Origin of the sequence: Nocardia sp. NPDC058658 (genome assembly GCF_042716665.1) — a bacterium.
Classification (GTDB): Bacteria; Actinomycetota; Actinomycetes; order Mycobacteriales; family Mycobacteriaceae; genus Nocardia.
Map to the genome: position 1 here is coordinate 66,550 of NZ_JBHXRR010000019.1, position 15,342 is coordinate 81,891.

A 15,342-nucleotide genomic window follows, 5' to 3' on the forward strand; every position below is an offset into this window, starting at 1 on the left:
CCGATCGTTCGCCTTGGCAACCCGGAGGTGGAACAATGATTCACATGACCCAGCTGACGGAGCCGAGCGACCAACGGTTGGCCAAGGGTGCCCGTGCCCGCGCCACCATCGCCCGTCGCGCCGCCGAACTCGCCTCCGTCGAAGGTCTCGACGGTCTGAGCATCGGCCGACTCGCCACCGACCTCGGCATCAGCAAGAGCGGCATCGCCACCCTGTTCGGTACGAAGGAGGCCCTGCAGCTCGCCGCCGTCCAAGCGGGCCGCGATATCTTCATCGAACGAGTGATCGCCCCTGGCCTGCGCGTTCCACGCGGCGGCGCCCGGGTTCGCGCGATGGTCGACGGCTGGTTCGCCCATATCGAGAATCCGCCCTTCCCTGGCGGTTGCTTCCGGGTCGCCACCCTCACCGAATTCAGCAGCAAACCGGGCCCCGTGCGCGACGCTGTCGTCGCCGACCACGACGGCTGGCTGACCTTCCTCGCGGGGGAGGTCCGCAAGGCGCAAGCGATGGGCGAACTCGCCGATTCCGAGGCTGACCTGTTGGTATTCGAACTCGACGCGATCGTGAGTGCGGCCAATATCGCCTATCAGACTGGTGATTCGGCCCGCGTGGAAGCGGCTCAGACGATCGTGCGGCGGTTGTTGTCGGACACACCGACTGAGGCTTAGCTGGGACGTCCCGGCGGGACGGCACGTCGTCGGCGGCCGAATCTTGCGGTGGTTCAGCTGCCCGGTGGTTGGGGCAAGAACGGCGCCGCTACCAGGTATGGGTAGCGGCGCCGAGGTGTGAGGTCGGGGTCGAGGTGATTCCCCTCGGATCAGTGATGACGGCCGTGGCCGGGCTGGGGAGCGGTGAGGGTGAATGCTGCGGTTCGCACTACTGCGTTGTGTTCGAAGTCGAGGAACAGGCGGTAAGTTCCGGGGCCGGGAACCGCTGTGTGGAAGGTGATTTCGGGGCCCGCGGGCGTGATTCCGTCGCCGGGTTCGCCGTTGGGGTGGACGTGGACGTAGGCGAGGTCTCCGGCGCGCAGGATCACGAGGTGGCCGAAAGCTGCCAGGTAGGGCTGTAGATCTGTCACCGGCTCGCCGTCTTTGCGTACGGTGAGCGTCAGTAGATCTCCCTCGGCGCGCAATTCGCCGTCCACGGTCACCTCGTAGCCGTCCACCTCGGTCGCGCGGTTCACTGGCGGAACCGGTTGTGGCGCATAGTGTCCCGAGATCGCCAGATCGGCGCCGAGGGTGACGGTGCGGCCGAGTGCGCGGGGGGCGATGTCGGTGAAGACCCGGTAGGCCCCGGCTTCGGGCAGATCCAGCTGGATCACCCACGTGCCGTCCGATTCTAGTCGCGGGTGTACGTGCCAGAAGCCGGTCAACTCGCGCCGCGCCACGATCAGGTGCAGTTCCCGGTCGTGAATCGCGTCGAACTCGGTCACCGCCGACCCGTCCGGTCCGAGGATTCGGAACCGGAAGTCGATCCGGCCGGGCTCGGCGATCGTGGTGTCGAGGTCGAGGGTGTACCCGTCCTGCGAAATCTGCAGGCCCCCAGGCAAACCCGCCCCGTGCCCGGCATGCGCACCGCCGTGTTCGTCGTGACCTGCGTGTGCGGTGCCGTGTTCGGAGTGATCTGCGTGCGCGGCACTGTGTCCAGCGTGGCCTGCATGTGCGCCGCCGTGTTCGGCGTGACCTGCGTGCGCCTCGAGCGTGGTGACGCTGCCGGTGGCGTGATGACGCTCGTGATCCTGGTGTGCCGCATGCCCATTGGCATCGAATCCGGTGGCGGCGTGGTTCAGGTGATTGTCGGTGGCCGTGTGCTCGACCGTGTCGGTGGTGTGGTGGGCGTGGGCGTTGGTGGTCATCGGTTCGCCTCTCTCGGATCGCTCTGCGCTGATGCGAACATATACCCCTAGGGGGTATTCAGTAAAGAGGAAGGTCCGCGTGAGCTACATCACTGATATCTCTGATGGACGGCGCGGAGAATCTGTCCGCCCGCGAGCCGAGCAGGGGTGATCTACCTGGTTGAACAGGATCAGGCGGAGAGTTCGAGATCCGTCGCGACGGAGTTGTCGTACCGCGCCCAGATCACGTCGACCAGCGCGGCGTGCGCCCCGACGACGTCGGCATGGACGACCTCGGGGGCGGCGGCGACCAACCGGTCGGTGAGCAGCCCCGGCGCCAGGAACCACGGCGCGACCACGATGCGTTCGGCTCCGCGCGTCAGTAGACGCTCGACGGCCCGCGAAACACCGGGTTCGACTGTGGTGAAGCAGATTTCGGTGGGGCAACCGGTCAGGGTCGCCAGTCGTCGCGCCACCACCGCGGTCCGTCGATTGGCCGCGGCATCGCGGGAACCGACAGCGGCGACGGCGATTCCCAGCAGCGGATCGCCCGACGATCTACTCGCAGGTGTCACCACGCTCAGCGGTGCGAGACCGGAAGGAACTGGCGTCAGGGAATCGGATGCAGTCCCGGGGCCACTCAGAAGGTCGAAATCAGAAGCGATCAGCGGGGCTGGGCGGGCCGTCGCGACTCGGTCGGCGAGGGCCGAGATGAGTAGAGGATCGGGGCCGAGTACCGCTGCTTGGGTGAGGCGCAGGTGAGGATGGCGGCGGGTGGCGTCGGCCAGCAGGGCGGGCAGGTCGACGCGGGCGTGGAAAGCGTTGCCCAGCAACAGGGGAACGACGATCACGTCGACGTGACCCTGGGCGGCGAGTTCGTCGACCACCTCGTCGACAGAGGGTTCGCTCAAATCCAGAAATGCGAGACGGACACAGCTGTCCGGCCGAGCAGCGGCCACTTCGTCGACTACCGCCGCCATTGTCGCGGCCGAGCGCGGATCACGACTGCCGTGCGCGACCGCGATCAACGCGGGCCCACCACCGCCGCGCGGCACCGAAACGGCACCACGCGGCGGGGCGGGCAGGCGATACATCAGACCGCGGTACCGACCTCGACCGAGGTCAGCACGTCGCCGACCAGGCCGGCCGCGAGGGTGTTGCCACCGGCGGGGTCGATCAGCAGGAACGAACCGGTGTGCCGGTTGGTGCGGTAGTCGTCGGCCGGGATCGGCTCGGCCAGCCGCAGCGAGACGCGACCGATGTCGTTGAGCTCCAACGACTCCGGGCTCGGCTGCGCGGTCAGCGTCTGCTCGTCGAACCGCTCCACGAGCGCGCCGACGATGGCCTGGGTGGTCTTGGCGCCGTGCTTGAGCAGCAGGCGAGCGCCGGGACGCAGGCCCTTGTCGCCGAGCCAGCACACGGTCGCGTCGAAGGTGTCGATCGACTCCGGTGCGTCGTGCACCGAGGCGATGATGTCGCCGCGCGAGATGTCGACCTCGTCGGCCAAAATCAGCGTCACGCTGCGCCCGACCTGCGCGACGGCCAGTTCACCGTCGGGGGTGTCGATGCGCTCGACGGTGGTCTTCTTGCCCGAGGGCAGCACCACGATCTCGTCACCGGGGGAGACCGAACCGGCCGCGATCTGACCAGCGTAACCCCGGTAGTCGGGGTATTCGGCGGTGCGCGGACGGATCACGTACTGCACGGGGAAGCGCAGACCCAGCGCGTGCGTGCCGGTCGAGTCAGCATCGGTCGGAACCGATTCCAGGTGCTCGATCAGCGAGGGGCCGTCGTAGTACGGGGTGTTCTCGGAGCGGCTGGCGATATTGTCGCCGTGCAGCGCCGAGACCGGGATCTCGATGACGTCCTCGGTGGCCCAGCCCAGCTTCGAGGTGAGCTCGTTGAACTCGGCGGAGATCTCGGCGAACACCTCGGCCGGATTGTCGACGAGGTCGATCTTGTTCACCGCGAGCACCAGCCGTGGCACACCGAGCAGCGCGAGCACCGCGGCATGCCGACGGGTCTGCTCGATGACGCCCTTGCGCGCGTCGGTCAGCAGGATCACCAGCTGCGCGGTGGACGCACCCGACACCGTGTTGCGCGTGTACTGCACGTGCCCCGGCGTATCGGCGAGCACGAAAGACCGCTTGGGCGTAGCGAAGTAGCGGTAGGCCACGTCGATGGTGATGCCCTGCTCACGCTCGGCGCGCAGGCCGTCGACGAGCAGCGACAGGTCCGGCGTGGACAGCCCACGGTCGACCGAGGCGCGGGTGACCGCGTCGATCTGATCGGCCAGCACGGACTTCGTGTCGTAGAGCAACCGTCCGACCAGCGTTGACTTGCCGTCGTCGACAGAACCGGCGGTGGCCAGCCTCAATAGGTCGGACATCAGAAATAACCCTCTCGCTTGCGGTCTTCCATGGCGGCTTCCGAGACACGGTCGTCGCCGCGAGTGGCGCCACGCTCAGTAAGTCGGGATGCCGCGACCTCGGCCAGGATGGCCTGGTTGTCGGCGGCGTCGGAGATGATGGCGCCGGTGGTGGAACCGTCGCCGACGGTGCGGTAGCGCACCGAACGGGTCTCGAGGACCTCGTTCTCGTTCGGGCCACCCCACACGCCCGGCGTCATCCACATGCCATCACGCGAGTACACCGGACGCTCGTGCGCGTAGTAGATCGACGCCAGGTCGATGTCCTCGCGGGCGATGTAGCGCCAGATGTCGAGCTCGGTCCAGTTGCTCAGCGGGAACACGCGCACGTGCTCACCGGGAGCGTGCTTGCCGTTGTAGAGGTTCCACAGCTCGGGACGCTGACGCTTCGGGTCCCACTGTCCGAAGGCGTTGCGCAGCGAGAAGATCCGCTCCTTGGCGCGCGAACGCTCCTCGTCGCGACGGCCGCCGCCGAAGACCGCGTCGAAGCGGTGCTCGGTGATGGCGTCGAGCAGCGGCACGGTCTGCAACGGGTTACGGATGCCGTCGGGACGCTCGGTCAGGCGACCGTCGGCCAGGTACTCCTCGACCGAAGCCACGTGCAGGCGCAGGCCGTACCGTTCCACGACCTTGTCGCGGAACTCGAGCACCTCGTCGAGGTTGTGGCCGGTGTCCACGTGCAGCAGCGTGAAAGGCAGCGGCGCCGGCCAGAAGGCCTTGAGCGCCAAGTGCAGCAGGACGGTGGAGTCCTTGCCGCCGGAGAACAGGATCACGGGGCGCTCGAATTCGCCCGCGACCTCACGGAAGATGTGGATCGCCTCGGATTCCAGCGCCGCGAGGGTGTCGAACTCGGACAGGCCGAGTTCGCGTTCGGTGGTGTTGGTACTCACAGGCTCACTCCCAGTGGTGGTGATGGTCATGATTGGTGCAATCCGCACTCGGTCTTGGCGATACCGGCCCAGCGGCCGCTGCGCGGATCGGACCCCGGCTCGGGCTTGCGCGTGCACGGTGCGCAGCCGATGGACGGGTAACCCTCCTCCACCAGGGGATTGACGAGGATGCCGTTGGCCTCGATGTAGGCGGCCATCTCCTCGTCGGACCACGGTGCGATCGGGTTGATCTTCACCAGGCCGAAGGCTTCGTCGAACGAGATCAGCGGCGCGTTGGCGCGGGTGGGCGCCTCGACGCGGCGGATGCCGGTGATCCACGCGTTGTAGCCGCTCAGCGACTTCTTCAGCGGTACGACCTTGCGCAGCCGGCAGCATTCGGCGGCGTCACGGGCGAACAGATCCTTGCCGAGCAGTTCGTCCTGCTCGGCGACACTGGCCTCGGGACGCACGTTGATCACGTTCACGCCGTACACGGCCTCGACCGCGTCGCGGGTGCCGATGGTCTCGGCGAAGTGATAGCCGGTGTCGAGGAACAGCACGTCCACGCCGGGGCGGGTCTGCGCGGCCAGGTGGACCAGCGCACCGTCCTGCATGTTCGACGCGACGATGTAGTTGTTGCCGAAAGTGCGGTCCGTCCAGGCGATCAGGTCGGCGGGCGAGGCGTCGGGGCCGAGTTCGGCCGCGCCCTGCTCGGCGAGCGCGCGCAGTTCGTCTTCGGACAGTTTCGCCGCGAGATTCGTTGTCACAGTGGGGATCTCCTCATCGACTATCGGAGGTCGGCTTCATCGGCGCGAACAGCCCACACCGCGAAACGTTCACCGGATTCCCGGTTCTTGACGAAGTTGCGCACCACGCGCTCGATGTAGTCACCGAGCTCGACACTGGTCACCTTGTGCTGGCGCAACTTCCGGCCGAACGCACTGTCCAGACCGAGGCTGCCTCCCAGGTGAACCTGGAAACCCTCCACCTGATTCCCGGTGCCGTCGTCGACGAGCTGGCCCTTGAAGCCGATATCGGCGATCTGGGACCGGCCGCACGAGTTCGGGCACCCGTTGATGTTGATGGTGATCGGCACATCGAGTTCCGCGTTGATGTCGGCGAGGCGCTGCTCGAGTTCGGGTGCGAGCACCTGTGAACGCTTGCGGGTCTCGACGAAGGAGAGCTTGCAGAACTCGATCCCGCTGCAGGCGAGGAGGTTTCGGCGCCACACCGACGGACGGGCCTGCAGGCCGAGCGGTTCGAGCTCGTCGATCAGCGCGTCGACCTGGTCGTCGGCGATGTCGAGCACGATCAGCTTCTGGTACGGGGTGAAGCGGATGCGATCGGAGCCGTACTTCTCTGCAGCGTCGGCGACCTTGCTCAGGATGGTGCCCGAGACACGACCGGCGATGGGGGAGAAGCCCACGGAGTTCAGACCGTTGCGCAGCTTCTGCACGCCGACGTGGTCGATCGGCTTGGCGGGCTGTTCGGGGGCAGGGCCGTCGATGAGCTTGCGCTTCAGGTACTCGGTCTCGAGCACTTCACGGAACTTCTCGATGCCCCAGTCCTTGATCAGGAACTTCAGGCGAGCCTTGGTGCGCAGGCGGCGGTAGCCGTAATCGCGGTAGAGCGCGACGACCGCTTCCCACACATCGGGCACCTCGTCGAGCGGCACGAACGCGCCGACGCGCTGGGCCAGCATCGGGTTGGTCGACAGGCCGCCACCGACCCACAGGTCCAGACCGGGACCGTGCTCAGGATGGTTCACGCCGACGAAGGCGATGTCGTTGATCTCGTGCACCACGTCCTGCTGGCCCGAGATCGCGGTCTTGAACTTGCGGGGAAGGTTGGAGTACTCCTTCTTCCCGATGTAGCGCTTGACGATCTCGTCGATCGCCGGAGTCGGGTCGATGATCTCATCCAGGGACTCACCGGCCAGCGGCGAACCGAGGATCACGCGCGGGCAGTCGCCGCACGCCTCCGTGGTGTGCAGACCGACCGACTCGAGCCGGCGCCAGATCTCCGGGACGTTCTCGACCTCGATCCAGTGGTACTGGACGTTCTCGCGGTCGGACAGGTCAGCGGTGTCGCGGCCGAACTCGGTGGAGATCTGGCCGATCGTGCGCAGCTGCGCGGCGCTCAGCGCACCGGCGTCGCAGCGGACCCGCATCATGAAGTACTTGGCTTCGAGCAGGTCGATGTTGTCGTCGTCGGTGTAGGTGCCGTCGTAGCCCTCTTCACGCTGGGTGTAGAGACCCCACCAGCGGAAACGGCCACGCAGGTCGGCCTTGTCGATCGAGTCGAAGCCGCCCTTGGAATAGATGTTCTCGATGCGCGAACGCACGTTGAGCGGGTTGTCGTCCTTCTTGGACTGCTCGTTGGGGTTCAGCGGCTCGCGGTAGCCGAGGGCCCACTGGCCTTCGGAACGGCGGCGGACCGGCTTGCCGGTGCGGGCGCGCGGCGCGACCGGCGCCTCGGCGCTTGGCCGGACGGGGCGCTTGGCTGCGCCGGCCTGCTCGGTCGAACCGGCGTCGGTGCTCGACGTCATGTGGGGTCGCTCCTGCGGGGTGGTGGGTCCGTACTGAAGGCGCGAGGGGCTGGCTCGCGTCAGGGAGTCAGCGGGCCGAGGAAAGTCGAAGGCACCGGGGGATACCCGGGCGTGGACGCCGCTGCGCTACCGGTGGAAACCGGGCCGACAACAGGCGCTACAGACACGCTGGAAGTCGACGTGGCGACGGGCCACGAGTCGTACTCCAGTTGCGTGCATGTGCCTATTGTGCCACGTCAACCGGGTCGTTCCGACCGCAAGGAGATATTTCCCGCACTTTTGGGGGAAATTCCCTGGACGGTCGTCCCGTTCTGTGACGGGGGTCATAGGACGCCGTACGAAAGCGACCCGTGATACGCACGCTGGCGCGCGTGTGCGGTACGGCACAGCCGATTGACCTCGATTGTTGTTGAGGTTGCACAGTGGTGCCATGAGCAACGACGCCACCGTCACCGGTCAAACCCCTGCCGATCTCGACACCGAACTCGCGGCCATCCGTGCGGTTGTCGACACCATCGCACACGCCCAGGCCAACGAACTGGCCGAGGAATTCGTCGCGGTCTTCCGCGAAGACGCGATCTGGACCACCGGCCACGGCAAGCGCCTGTTCGGCCGCCCGGCCATCGCCGAGTTCACCGCACAGGTACTGCCCGGCGCCACGACCCACGGTTCGGCGACCTACGAGGTCGAACACGTGCTGTTCCTCCGGCCCGATGTCGCCGCGGTGAAGATCCGGCAGAGCTACTTCACCCTCGACGGCGAATTGTCCGGCCAGGGCACGCCGATGTACGTGATGACCAAGGAACACGGCGTGTGGGTACTCACCGCCAACCAGAACACACCCGTAGTGACGGATTGACGCGTTCGGCCACCAGCGGCCGCGCACCCAGTCCGACGTCAGTGGACCCGCGTGCGCGCCGGGGTCGATGCGGACGGGTGCGACTGGCCCGCGGACGTGACTGCTCGTGAGGTGCCACCGATCGCCGGACCCGCGGCGTGAGCGCGGGCGAGCCGGCGAATCGGGCATGTCGGAGTCGGTGAAGGGGCCGGGCGGGGCGGGCGCACCGTGCCCGGGGAGACTGGAGGGGTGACTACCAGCGCTGCTTCCGGGGCTTCCGGCGTGACACCGGCCGACGCCGATCGGCCGGTGCTGCGCGATTTCGGAGGCGGTGCGTTCGGCGTGTACGTGCACGTGCCGTTCTGTGCGACCCGCTGCGGTTACTGCGATTTCAACACCTATACGGCGGGGGAGTTGGGGACTTCGGCCTCGCCCCAGTCGTGGCTCGAGGCGTTGCGCGGTGAGCTCGCGACCGCCGCGACGGAGTTCGGTGCGCTGCCGAGCGCGACCCCCGAGGTGTCGACGATCTTCGTCGGCGGCGGAACCCCGTCGCTGCTCGGTGGGGACGGGTTGGCCTCGGTGCTCGACGCCGTGCGCGCGAACTTCACCCTGGCCGTCGATGCCGAGGTGACCACCGAATCGAATCCGGAATCGACCTCGCCGGAGTTCTTCGAGCGGTTGCGCGCGGCCGGCTACACCCGGATCTCGCTCGGCATGCAGTCCGCCGCGCAGCATGTGTTGAAGGTGCTCGACCGCACGCATACCCCCGGCCGCGCGGTCGCCGCGGCGAAAGAAGCGCGCGCGGCGGGGTTCGAGCACGTGAACCTCGATCTGATCTACGGCACGCCCGGCGAGACCGATGCCGATCTCGATCTGAGCCTGGACGCCGTGCTGGACGCCGGTGTCGATCATGTGTCCGCCTACTCTCTGATCGTCGAAGATGGAACTGCCTTGGCGCGCAAGGTCCGTCGCGGTGAGCTCCCCGCTCCCGACGACGATGTGCTGGCCACCCGCTACGAGCGCATCGACGCCCGTCTCGCCGATGCCGGTCTGTCCTGGTACGAGGTGTCGAACTGGGCCGCCGACGATTCCGCGCGCTGCCGCCACAACCTCGGCTACTGGGACGGCGGCGACTGGCTCGGCGCGGGCCCCGGCGCCCACAGCCACGTCGGCGGCGTCCGCTGGTGGAACGTCAAACACCCCGCCCGCTACGCCGACCGCGTCGCCCTCGGCGGCCTACCCGCCGCGGGCTGGGAAGCCCTCACCGACGACGAGCGCTACACCGAACACCTCATGCTCACCGTCCGCCTGCGCACCGGCCTTCCCCTCGCCGACCTGGCCCCGTCGGCCACCCCCGCGCTCGACCGCGCCCTCGCCGACGGCCTCGCCCACATCACCGACAACAACCTGGTCCTCACCGACCGAGGCCGCCTCCTCGCCGACGGCATTGTCCGCGATCTGTTGACCTGACCCCCGGCGCACGTGTTCGGTGAACACCACGGGCGTGGACGCGTTCGAATCGCGCGGGCGGTGATGTCATCGTGATCTGAATTTCGAGGCTTTTTCGGCTTGGGATCGGAAACAAAGAATGCCCGGTCATTGTGGTGTATTCGACCTATGCACACCTGGTGAGAGCCTTGGAGCAGTGGGGTGCTCTAAGGGTATGTTCGGTGGGTTCGGGGTGGAAGATAACGATTAGGGGCGTAGGCTTCGATTCGATCCTAGGGAGTTATATGTCCACCGAACGGCACATCACCCTCGTCCACGAGCAGAGCGAATTCGCCGAAGCGCGCTCTGCCGAGAAGGCGGAGAACGCTCGTCAGTGCGCGGTCGCCGCGCGGACGGTCGCCTCGCACTCGAACGACGCCGAAGACTGCACGTCGCTGCTGGCGATGCTCGGTCTCGACGCCCTCGCGGGCAAGGAAGTCGGCGCCCCCGACTCCGCCGCCCGCTGTGGCGCGGCTGCCCGCGTCTGATCCGGCACCGGCCGCCCGTCACGGGCGGCCACCGCCGATCCCTTCGCCGACCCGCTGACCTCACCGTCAGCCCGGGTCGCCGTCGAGTGCTACGCGCCGGGCAAGCCATAATCTTCACCCCCGATCACCCCGCCGGCTACCGCCGGTCGCTGTCGGCCGAGCAGTTCCTCGCCGTTGGCCAGCGTGATCAAGTACTCCGGTAGATCTCGCGCGGCATCCTCGCCCGCCGCGCATGTTGTCGGTGCTGCGCCTGCGCAGTGGAAGTAGCGCTCTACCAACCGGCTCGCGGCGTGCGTGGTTGACGGATTCGCACCGATAGCCGACCCCGCCGTGCCGGCGACACTGTGCCCAATCCCTGGCCGTTGCGCGTCGTTCGGACCGGGCAGCTGGTAGCGCGAGCGACCGTCCGGCGTCCGATATCCGACGCTCTCTGTAGGCGACGAGAGTCCGGTGTACGGCGGGTTCGTCGGTGAAGTGCGCCCGGCGGAGGCGGTAGACGGATCGGCAGCCGCAGCGGAATTGCCCCACGGTGGTGTGACCGAACCTGCGCCGCCCGGCGCCGAAATCCCTACGCCGCCCGGCACCGAAATCCCTGTGCCACCCGGCGCCGCCATCCCACTGGTCGCACCCATGGGCGCTGGGGTGAAAGCCGAAGCGCTGCCCGGCTGCGCCCCGCCGGCCATAACGCGATCCGGTGCCACCGACGCGGCCACCGTGCCACCATTGTGCTGGCCGGCCTCACCCACCGCACCACCGTCAAGGCCCGTCGACCGAGCTGCCGCGTCGTCATCGAAGGCTGTCGCGTCGCCGTCGGGCTCCGATGCATCACCGTCAGATTCCGTCGACTCGTGGTCAGGTTCCATCGGCCCGGGCTCGCGGTCAGTTTCGGCTGCATCGTCGGCGAACGTATCCGTGCCAGGCGGCGGATCTTCAGTGCCGTGCACGCCGACACCTGCCGATACTGCGTCGCCTGCCGATTCGGCGAGTGTCGAGACCTCCCCACCCGTGACGGACCCGTTCGGCCCGATCTCTGTGGAGTCGTCCGCATCGATCGCTGCCGGTCCACGCCTTTCGCCCGGCAGCTGCCCGACCTTGTCGCCGAGCATCTGTCGATCGCCGGATTCGCCCACTGCATCGAAACGTCGAGTCGGCATGGGCAGCAAAGGAATTCGGTCGATCAGCTCACCGAATGGCACGACATATCGCCGCCGCATTTCTGCCCGCGCGTCCTCCTCCGTGGTCGCAGCCGCACCGTGGAAAGCGGCCGAGCCCGCGTCCAGCGCCATGCCGCCCGCCGACGACACCGACCGCGCCTCATGCGCCAAGCCGCCCGTCGGCAACGCCGTCCCTTGCCCGGCCGCACGCGCCGCGTCGACCACCCGCGTCGACGTACCCACCTCGGTCGCAACCAGCGGCGGAATCGCGTACTTGGTAGCCACGATTGCTTCCGCCGCCGACCGAACGACCTCCGGGAGCTTCTCCAGCACCACACCCAGCTCGCGCGCCTGCGCCACGTAAGCGTCGACAGCCGAACTCGCCGCCACGCCACCCGCACTCGACCAAGCCTGCGCGAGTGACTCGCCCACCGCGTACTGGAAGGCGCGCAGACCCTCGTCCCACCACCGCACGATCTGTTCGAACACCTCAGCCTGCGCTACCGCGCCGGTCACCTCGAGCGGCGTGAATGCCGCGACGATCTCCTTGTGTCGCCACGAGTGAGTGTTCTCCCCACCGCCGGCAACACTCCATTGCGGCGGTCTCGGCGTCTCACGTCCGGTCATATCGACCCCAATGCGAATGAAAAGGATTGTCCCGCAGTTGATTCCACCGAATCGAACTGAAATCCCCACTCCTCGTCGGCATGCACGATCCGATCACGCGCGCCGCGCAACATCTGCCGAATATCCTCGACAATCCGCGAATGCGCGTCCAGGGTGGCAGCGATGCTGTTCTCCTGCGCCCCTGCCAGACAACGCAATCGCGTCACCAACGTGGCAGCGGATATCAGCCGCGCATTGCCCTCACCGAGCCCCCACTGCGTGTGATCGCCGATCCCGACGGCCAGCGCCCGAATCCGCGTGATCGCCCGCAGGAATTCGTCACACGCATCATCGATCCCCGCGAACTCCGCCGGCCGCACCGCGAGTGCACCCGACCCGAGATTCCACGTTTCGCCACTCGAATGCGCCACAGTTCCCCCTCGATGCTTGAAAAGTGCTGGTAAACCCCCTGATTCGATTCCGAACCTACGCCGACCACCCGAGCGCGACAACCCCCGAAATCCCACCTGTGGATAACTCGGGCCTGTGGATAACTTTTCGCCGAGCCGCACTGTGCCGACGGTCCGAACACCGCCCCCGAAGCCGGATTTCCCCCGCATGACAGTTCGATGCCGGACGACCTTGCGGTCCGGCGATCAGGATCAAGACAATTAGACTGGACAACACGACGCCCAGAGCGTCGGCGTGCGACCCTGTGCCAACGGGTAGGCATGACATTCAGGCACGAGCGAGGAAGGTGGGGTCGATGGCGTCGAGTACCGAGGATCGGCGTTTCGAGGTCCTGCGAGCGATCGTCGCGGATTACGTCGCCACCAAGGAACCGATCGGCTCCAAGTCTCTCGTGGAGCGGCACAACCTGGGTGTTTCCAGCGCCACCATCCGCAACGACATGGCGGTGCTCGAGGCCGAGGGCTACATCACCCAGCCGCATACGAGTTCGGGCCGCATTCCCACCGACAAGGGCTATCGCGAGTTCGTCGACCGGATCGCCGAGGTGAAGCCGCTCTCCGGCGCCGAGCGGCGGGCGATCATGGAATTCCTAGAATCCGGCGTCGACCTCGACGATGTCCTGCGCCGTGGTGTGCGCCTGCTGGCCCAGCTCACCCGCCAGGTCGCCGTCGTGCAGTACCCCACGGTCTCGGCGTCGATCGTGCGCCACATCGAGGTCGTCGCGCTGAATCCGGCCAAGCTGCTGCTGGTGGTGATCACCGACACCGGTCGCGTCGACCAGCGCATCGTCGACCTGGGCGCGGTGATCTCCGAAGAGGATCTCGCGGCTGTACGCGGCGTGCTCGGCAACGCGATGGACGGCAAACTGCTGTCGGTGGCCAGCGCCTCGGTGGCGGGTGTGCCCGAACGCGCACCGGCCAAGATCCGCGACGTGCTGGTCCGCGTTTCCACCGTGCTGGTGGAGACGCTGGTCGAACACCCCGAAGAACGTCTGGTGCTCGGCGGCACCGCCAACCTCACCCGCAATGTCGCCGATTTCGGTTTCCCAGGCTCCCTGCGCAGCGTGCTGGAAGCCCTGGAAGAGCAGGTCATCGTGCTCAAACTGCTGGCTGCCGCGCAGCAGCCGGGCCAGGTGATGGTGCAGATCGGCGAGGAGACCCAGGTCGAGCAGATCCGTGGTGCCTCGGTGGTCTCCACCGGTTACGGCGCGGCCGGTGCCGTACTGGGCGGTATGGGCGTGCTCGGCCCCACCCGCATGGACTACCCCGGCACCATGGCGTCGGTCGCGACCGTCGCCCGCTATATCGGCGAGGTGCTCGCCGAAAGGTGAAGCCAGCTCGGGAACCACGGGTACCGGACTGTTAAGGTCGAGACTTCGGCCGGTAAAGTTGAGTGGATTCGACTAAAGGATGCGCCCGGCGCTCGGCCGGCCCACACCGACCAAGGACTAGAGAACTCACGTGGCACGGGATTACTACGGACTGCTCGGCGTCGGCAAGAACGCCACCGACCAGGAGCTCAAGCGCGCTTACCGCAAGCTGGCACGCGAACTGCACCCCGATGTGAACCCGGACGAGGGTGCGCAGACCCGCTTCAAGGAAGTCTCCACCGCCTACGAGGTGCTGACCGATCCCGAGAAGCGCCGGATCGTGGACCTCGGGGGAGACCCGCTCGAAAACGGCGGCGGCGGAGCAGGATTCAACGGCGCGGGCTTCGGCGGTCTCGGCGATGTCTTCGAAGCCTTCTTCGGCGGGATGAGCGGCCAGGGCGGTGGCCAGCGCAAGCCGCGCGGCCGCGTGCAGCCCGGCGCCGACTCGCTGATCCGCACCCGGCTGAGCCTGGCCGAATGCGCGGTCGGTGTCACCAAGCACCTGACCGTCGACACCGCGATCCTGTGCGATGTCTGCGTCGGCTCTGGCACCAACGGCAACTCCAAGCCGGTCCGCTGCGAGACCTGCGACGGCGCCGGTGAAGTGCAGTCGGTGCAGCGCTCGTTCCTCGGCCAGGTACTCACCTCGCGGCCCTGCCCCACCTGCCGTGGCGCGGGCGAGACCATCCCCGACCCCTGCGGCAAGTGCGGCGGCGACGGCCGGGTGCGCGCTCGTCGCGAGATCGCCGCGCCCATCCCGGCCGGTGTCGCCAGTGGCATGCGGGTTCGCCTTGCCGCGCAGGGCGAGGTCGGCCCCGGTGGCGGCCACGCCGGTGACCTCTACGTGGAGGTCGTCGAGCAGCCCCACGACACCTTCGTGCGCGACGGCGACGACCTGCACTGCACCGTCCGGGTGCCGATGGTCGACGCGATCCTGGGCACCACCGTCGTCGTCGACACCATCCTCGACGGCCCCACCGAACTCACCATCGCGGCGGGCACCCAGCCCGGCGAGGTCATCCAGCTGCGCGCGCACGGCATGCCGCGGCTGCGTTCGGGTGCGCGCGGCGACCTGCTCGCCCACCTCGACATCGTCGTGCCGAGCAAGCTCGACGGCAAGCAGACCGACCTGCTGCGCAAGTTCAAGGGCCTGCGTGACAAGGATCGCGCCGAGGTGATGTCGACCCAGTCCGAGCACAACAGCGGCCTGTTCGCCCGGCTGCGCGCGTCGTTCAGCGGACGCTGAGCC

14 protein-coding genes are annotated in these 15,342 nt (G+C 67.5%); 6 read left to right on the forward strand and 8 right to left on the reverse strand.

The genetic code is table 11. The annotated features are described in order from the left end of the window. Nucleotides 1-44: 44 nt before the first annotated feature. On the forward strand, nucleotides 45-668 hold the full coding sequence (locus ACFWUP_RS23185; protein WP_379237534.1) for a TetR/AcrR family transcriptional regulator: 624 nt from the start codon (nucleotides 45-47) through the stop codon (nucleotides 666-668). Between the two features lie 149 nt (nucleotides 669-817). On the opposite strand, the gene ACFWUP_RS23190 is transcribed toward ACFWUP_RS23185, so the two are convergent. The 6 genes from ACFWUP_RS23190 to ACFWUP_RS23215 form a co-directional block, all read right to left on the reverse strand. Next, complete coding sequence (locus tag ACFWUP_RS23190) at nucleotides 818-1,855, reverse strand: hypothetical protein (RefSeq protein ID WP_379237536.1); 1,038 nt, start codon at nucleotides 1,853-1,855, stop codon at nucleotides 818-820. Between the two features lie 170 nt (nucleotides 1,856-2,025). Continuing rightward, nucleotides 2,026-2,928: a sirohydrochlorin chelatase gene (locus ACFWUP_RS23195; RefSeq protein WP_379237538.1), complete on the reverse strand. Its 903-nt coding sequence runs from the start codon at nucleotides 2,926-2,928 to the stop codon at nucleotides 2,026-2,028. Beyond that, nucleotides 2,928-4,223, reverse strand: a complete 1,296-nt coding sequence (locus ACFWUP_RS23200; RefSeq protein WP_379237540.1) for a sulfate adenylyltransferase subunit 1 — start codon at nucleotides 4,221-4,223, stop codon at nucleotides 2,928-2,930. The genes ACFWUP_RS23195 and ACFWUP_RS23200 overlap by 1 nt, the downstream gene beginning before the upstream one ends. Further along, nucleotides 4,223-5,182, reverse strand: a complete 960-nt coding sequence (gene cysD / locus ACFWUP_RS23205; RefSeq protein ID WP_379237542.1) for a sulfate adenylyltransferase subunit CysD — start codon at nucleotides 5,180-5,182, stop codon at nucleotides 4,223-4,225. Before cysD ends, ACFWUP_RS23200 begins: the two co-directional genes overlap by 1 nt. Next, nucleotides 5,179-5,898, reverse strand: coding sequence for a phosphoadenylyl-sulfate reductase (locus ACFWUP_RS23210; protein ID WP_379237544.1), 720 nt, complete (start codon nucleotides 5,896-5,898; stop codon nucleotides 5,179-5,181). The genes cysD and ACFWUP_RS23210 overlap by 4 nt, the downstream gene beginning before the upstream one ends. A 20-nt stretch (nucleotides 5,899-5,918) precedes the next feature. Beyond that, nucleotides 5,919-7,679 carry a nitrite/sulfite reductase gene (locus tag ACFWUP_RS23215; RefSeq protein ID WP_379237546.1) on the reverse strand — a complete coding sequence of 587 codons (1,761 nt, stop codon included), beginning with the start codon at nucleotides 7,677-7,679 and terminating at the stop codon, nucleotides 5,919-5,921. A gap of 430 nt (nucleotides 7,680-8,109) precedes the next feature. Between ACFWUP_RS23215 and ACFWUP_RS23220 the strand changes: the two genes are divergently transcribed. From ACFWUP_RS23220 to ACFWUP_RS23230, 3 genes are all read left to right on the forward strand, one after another. Further along, nucleotides 8,110-8,538: an SgcJ/EcaC family oxidoreductase gene (locus tag ACFWUP_RS23220; RefSeq protein ID WP_379237548.1), complete on the forward strand. Its 429-nt coding sequence runs from the start codon at nucleotides 8,110-8,112 to the stop codon at nucleotides 8,536-8,538. A gap of 261 nt (nucleotides 8,539-8,799) precedes the next feature. Beyond that, the gene (gene hemW / locus ACFWUP_RS23225) at nucleotides 8,800-9,987 is read left to right on the forward strand and encodes a radical SAM family heme chaperone HemW (protein WP_379237676.1); all 1,188 of its coding nucleotides are present in this window, start codon (nucleotides 8,800-8,802) and stop codon (nucleotides 9,985-9,987) included. Nucleotides 9,988-10,250: 263 nt separating this feature from the next. Beyond that, nucleotides 10,251-10,493, forward strand: a complete 243-nt coding sequence (locus ACFWUP_RS23230; RefSeq protein ID WP_266298616.1) for a hypothetical protein — start codon at nucleotides 10,251-10,253, stop codon at nucleotides 10,491-10,493. An 89-nt stretch (nucleotides 10,494-10,582) separates the two neighbouring features. Here the strand turns inward: ACFWUP_RS23230 and ACFWUP_RS23235 are convergent, their stop codons facing one another. Beyond that, a complete protein-coding gene (locus ACFWUP_RS23235) occupies nucleotides 10,583-12,274 on the reverse strand; it encodes a hypothetical protein (RefSeq protein ID WP_379237550.1) in 1,692 nt (563 codons plus the stop codon). Next, nucleotides 12,271-12,633: a hypothetical protein gene (locus tag ACFWUP_RS23240; protein ID WP_379237552.1), complete on the reverse strand. Its 363-nt coding sequence runs from the start codon at nucleotides 12,631-12,633 to the stop codon at nucleotides 12,271-12,273. The genes ACFWUP_RS23235 and ACFWUP_RS23240 overlap by 4 nt, the downstream gene beginning before the upstream one ends. 386 nt (nucleotides 12,634-13,019) lie before the next feature. Between ACFWUP_RS23240 and hrcA the strand changes: the two genes are divergently transcribed. After that, nucleotides 13,020-14,054, forward strand: a complete 1,035-nt coding sequence (gene hrcA, locus ACFWUP_RS23245; RefSeq protein WP_379237554.1) for a heat-inducible transcriptional repressor HrcA — start codon at nucleotides 13,020-13,022, stop codon at nucleotides 14,052-14,054. A 130-nt stretch (nucleotides 14,055-14,184) separates the two neighbouring features. After that, the gene (gene dnaJ / locus ACFWUP_RS23250; RefSeq protein ID WP_379237556.1) at nucleotides 14,185-15,339 is read left to right on the forward strand and encodes a molecular chaperone DnaJ; all 1,155 of its coding nucleotides are present in this window, start codon (nucleotides 14,185-14,187) and stop codon (nucleotides 15,337-15,339) included. Nucleotides 15,340-15,342: the final 3 nt, after the last annotated feature.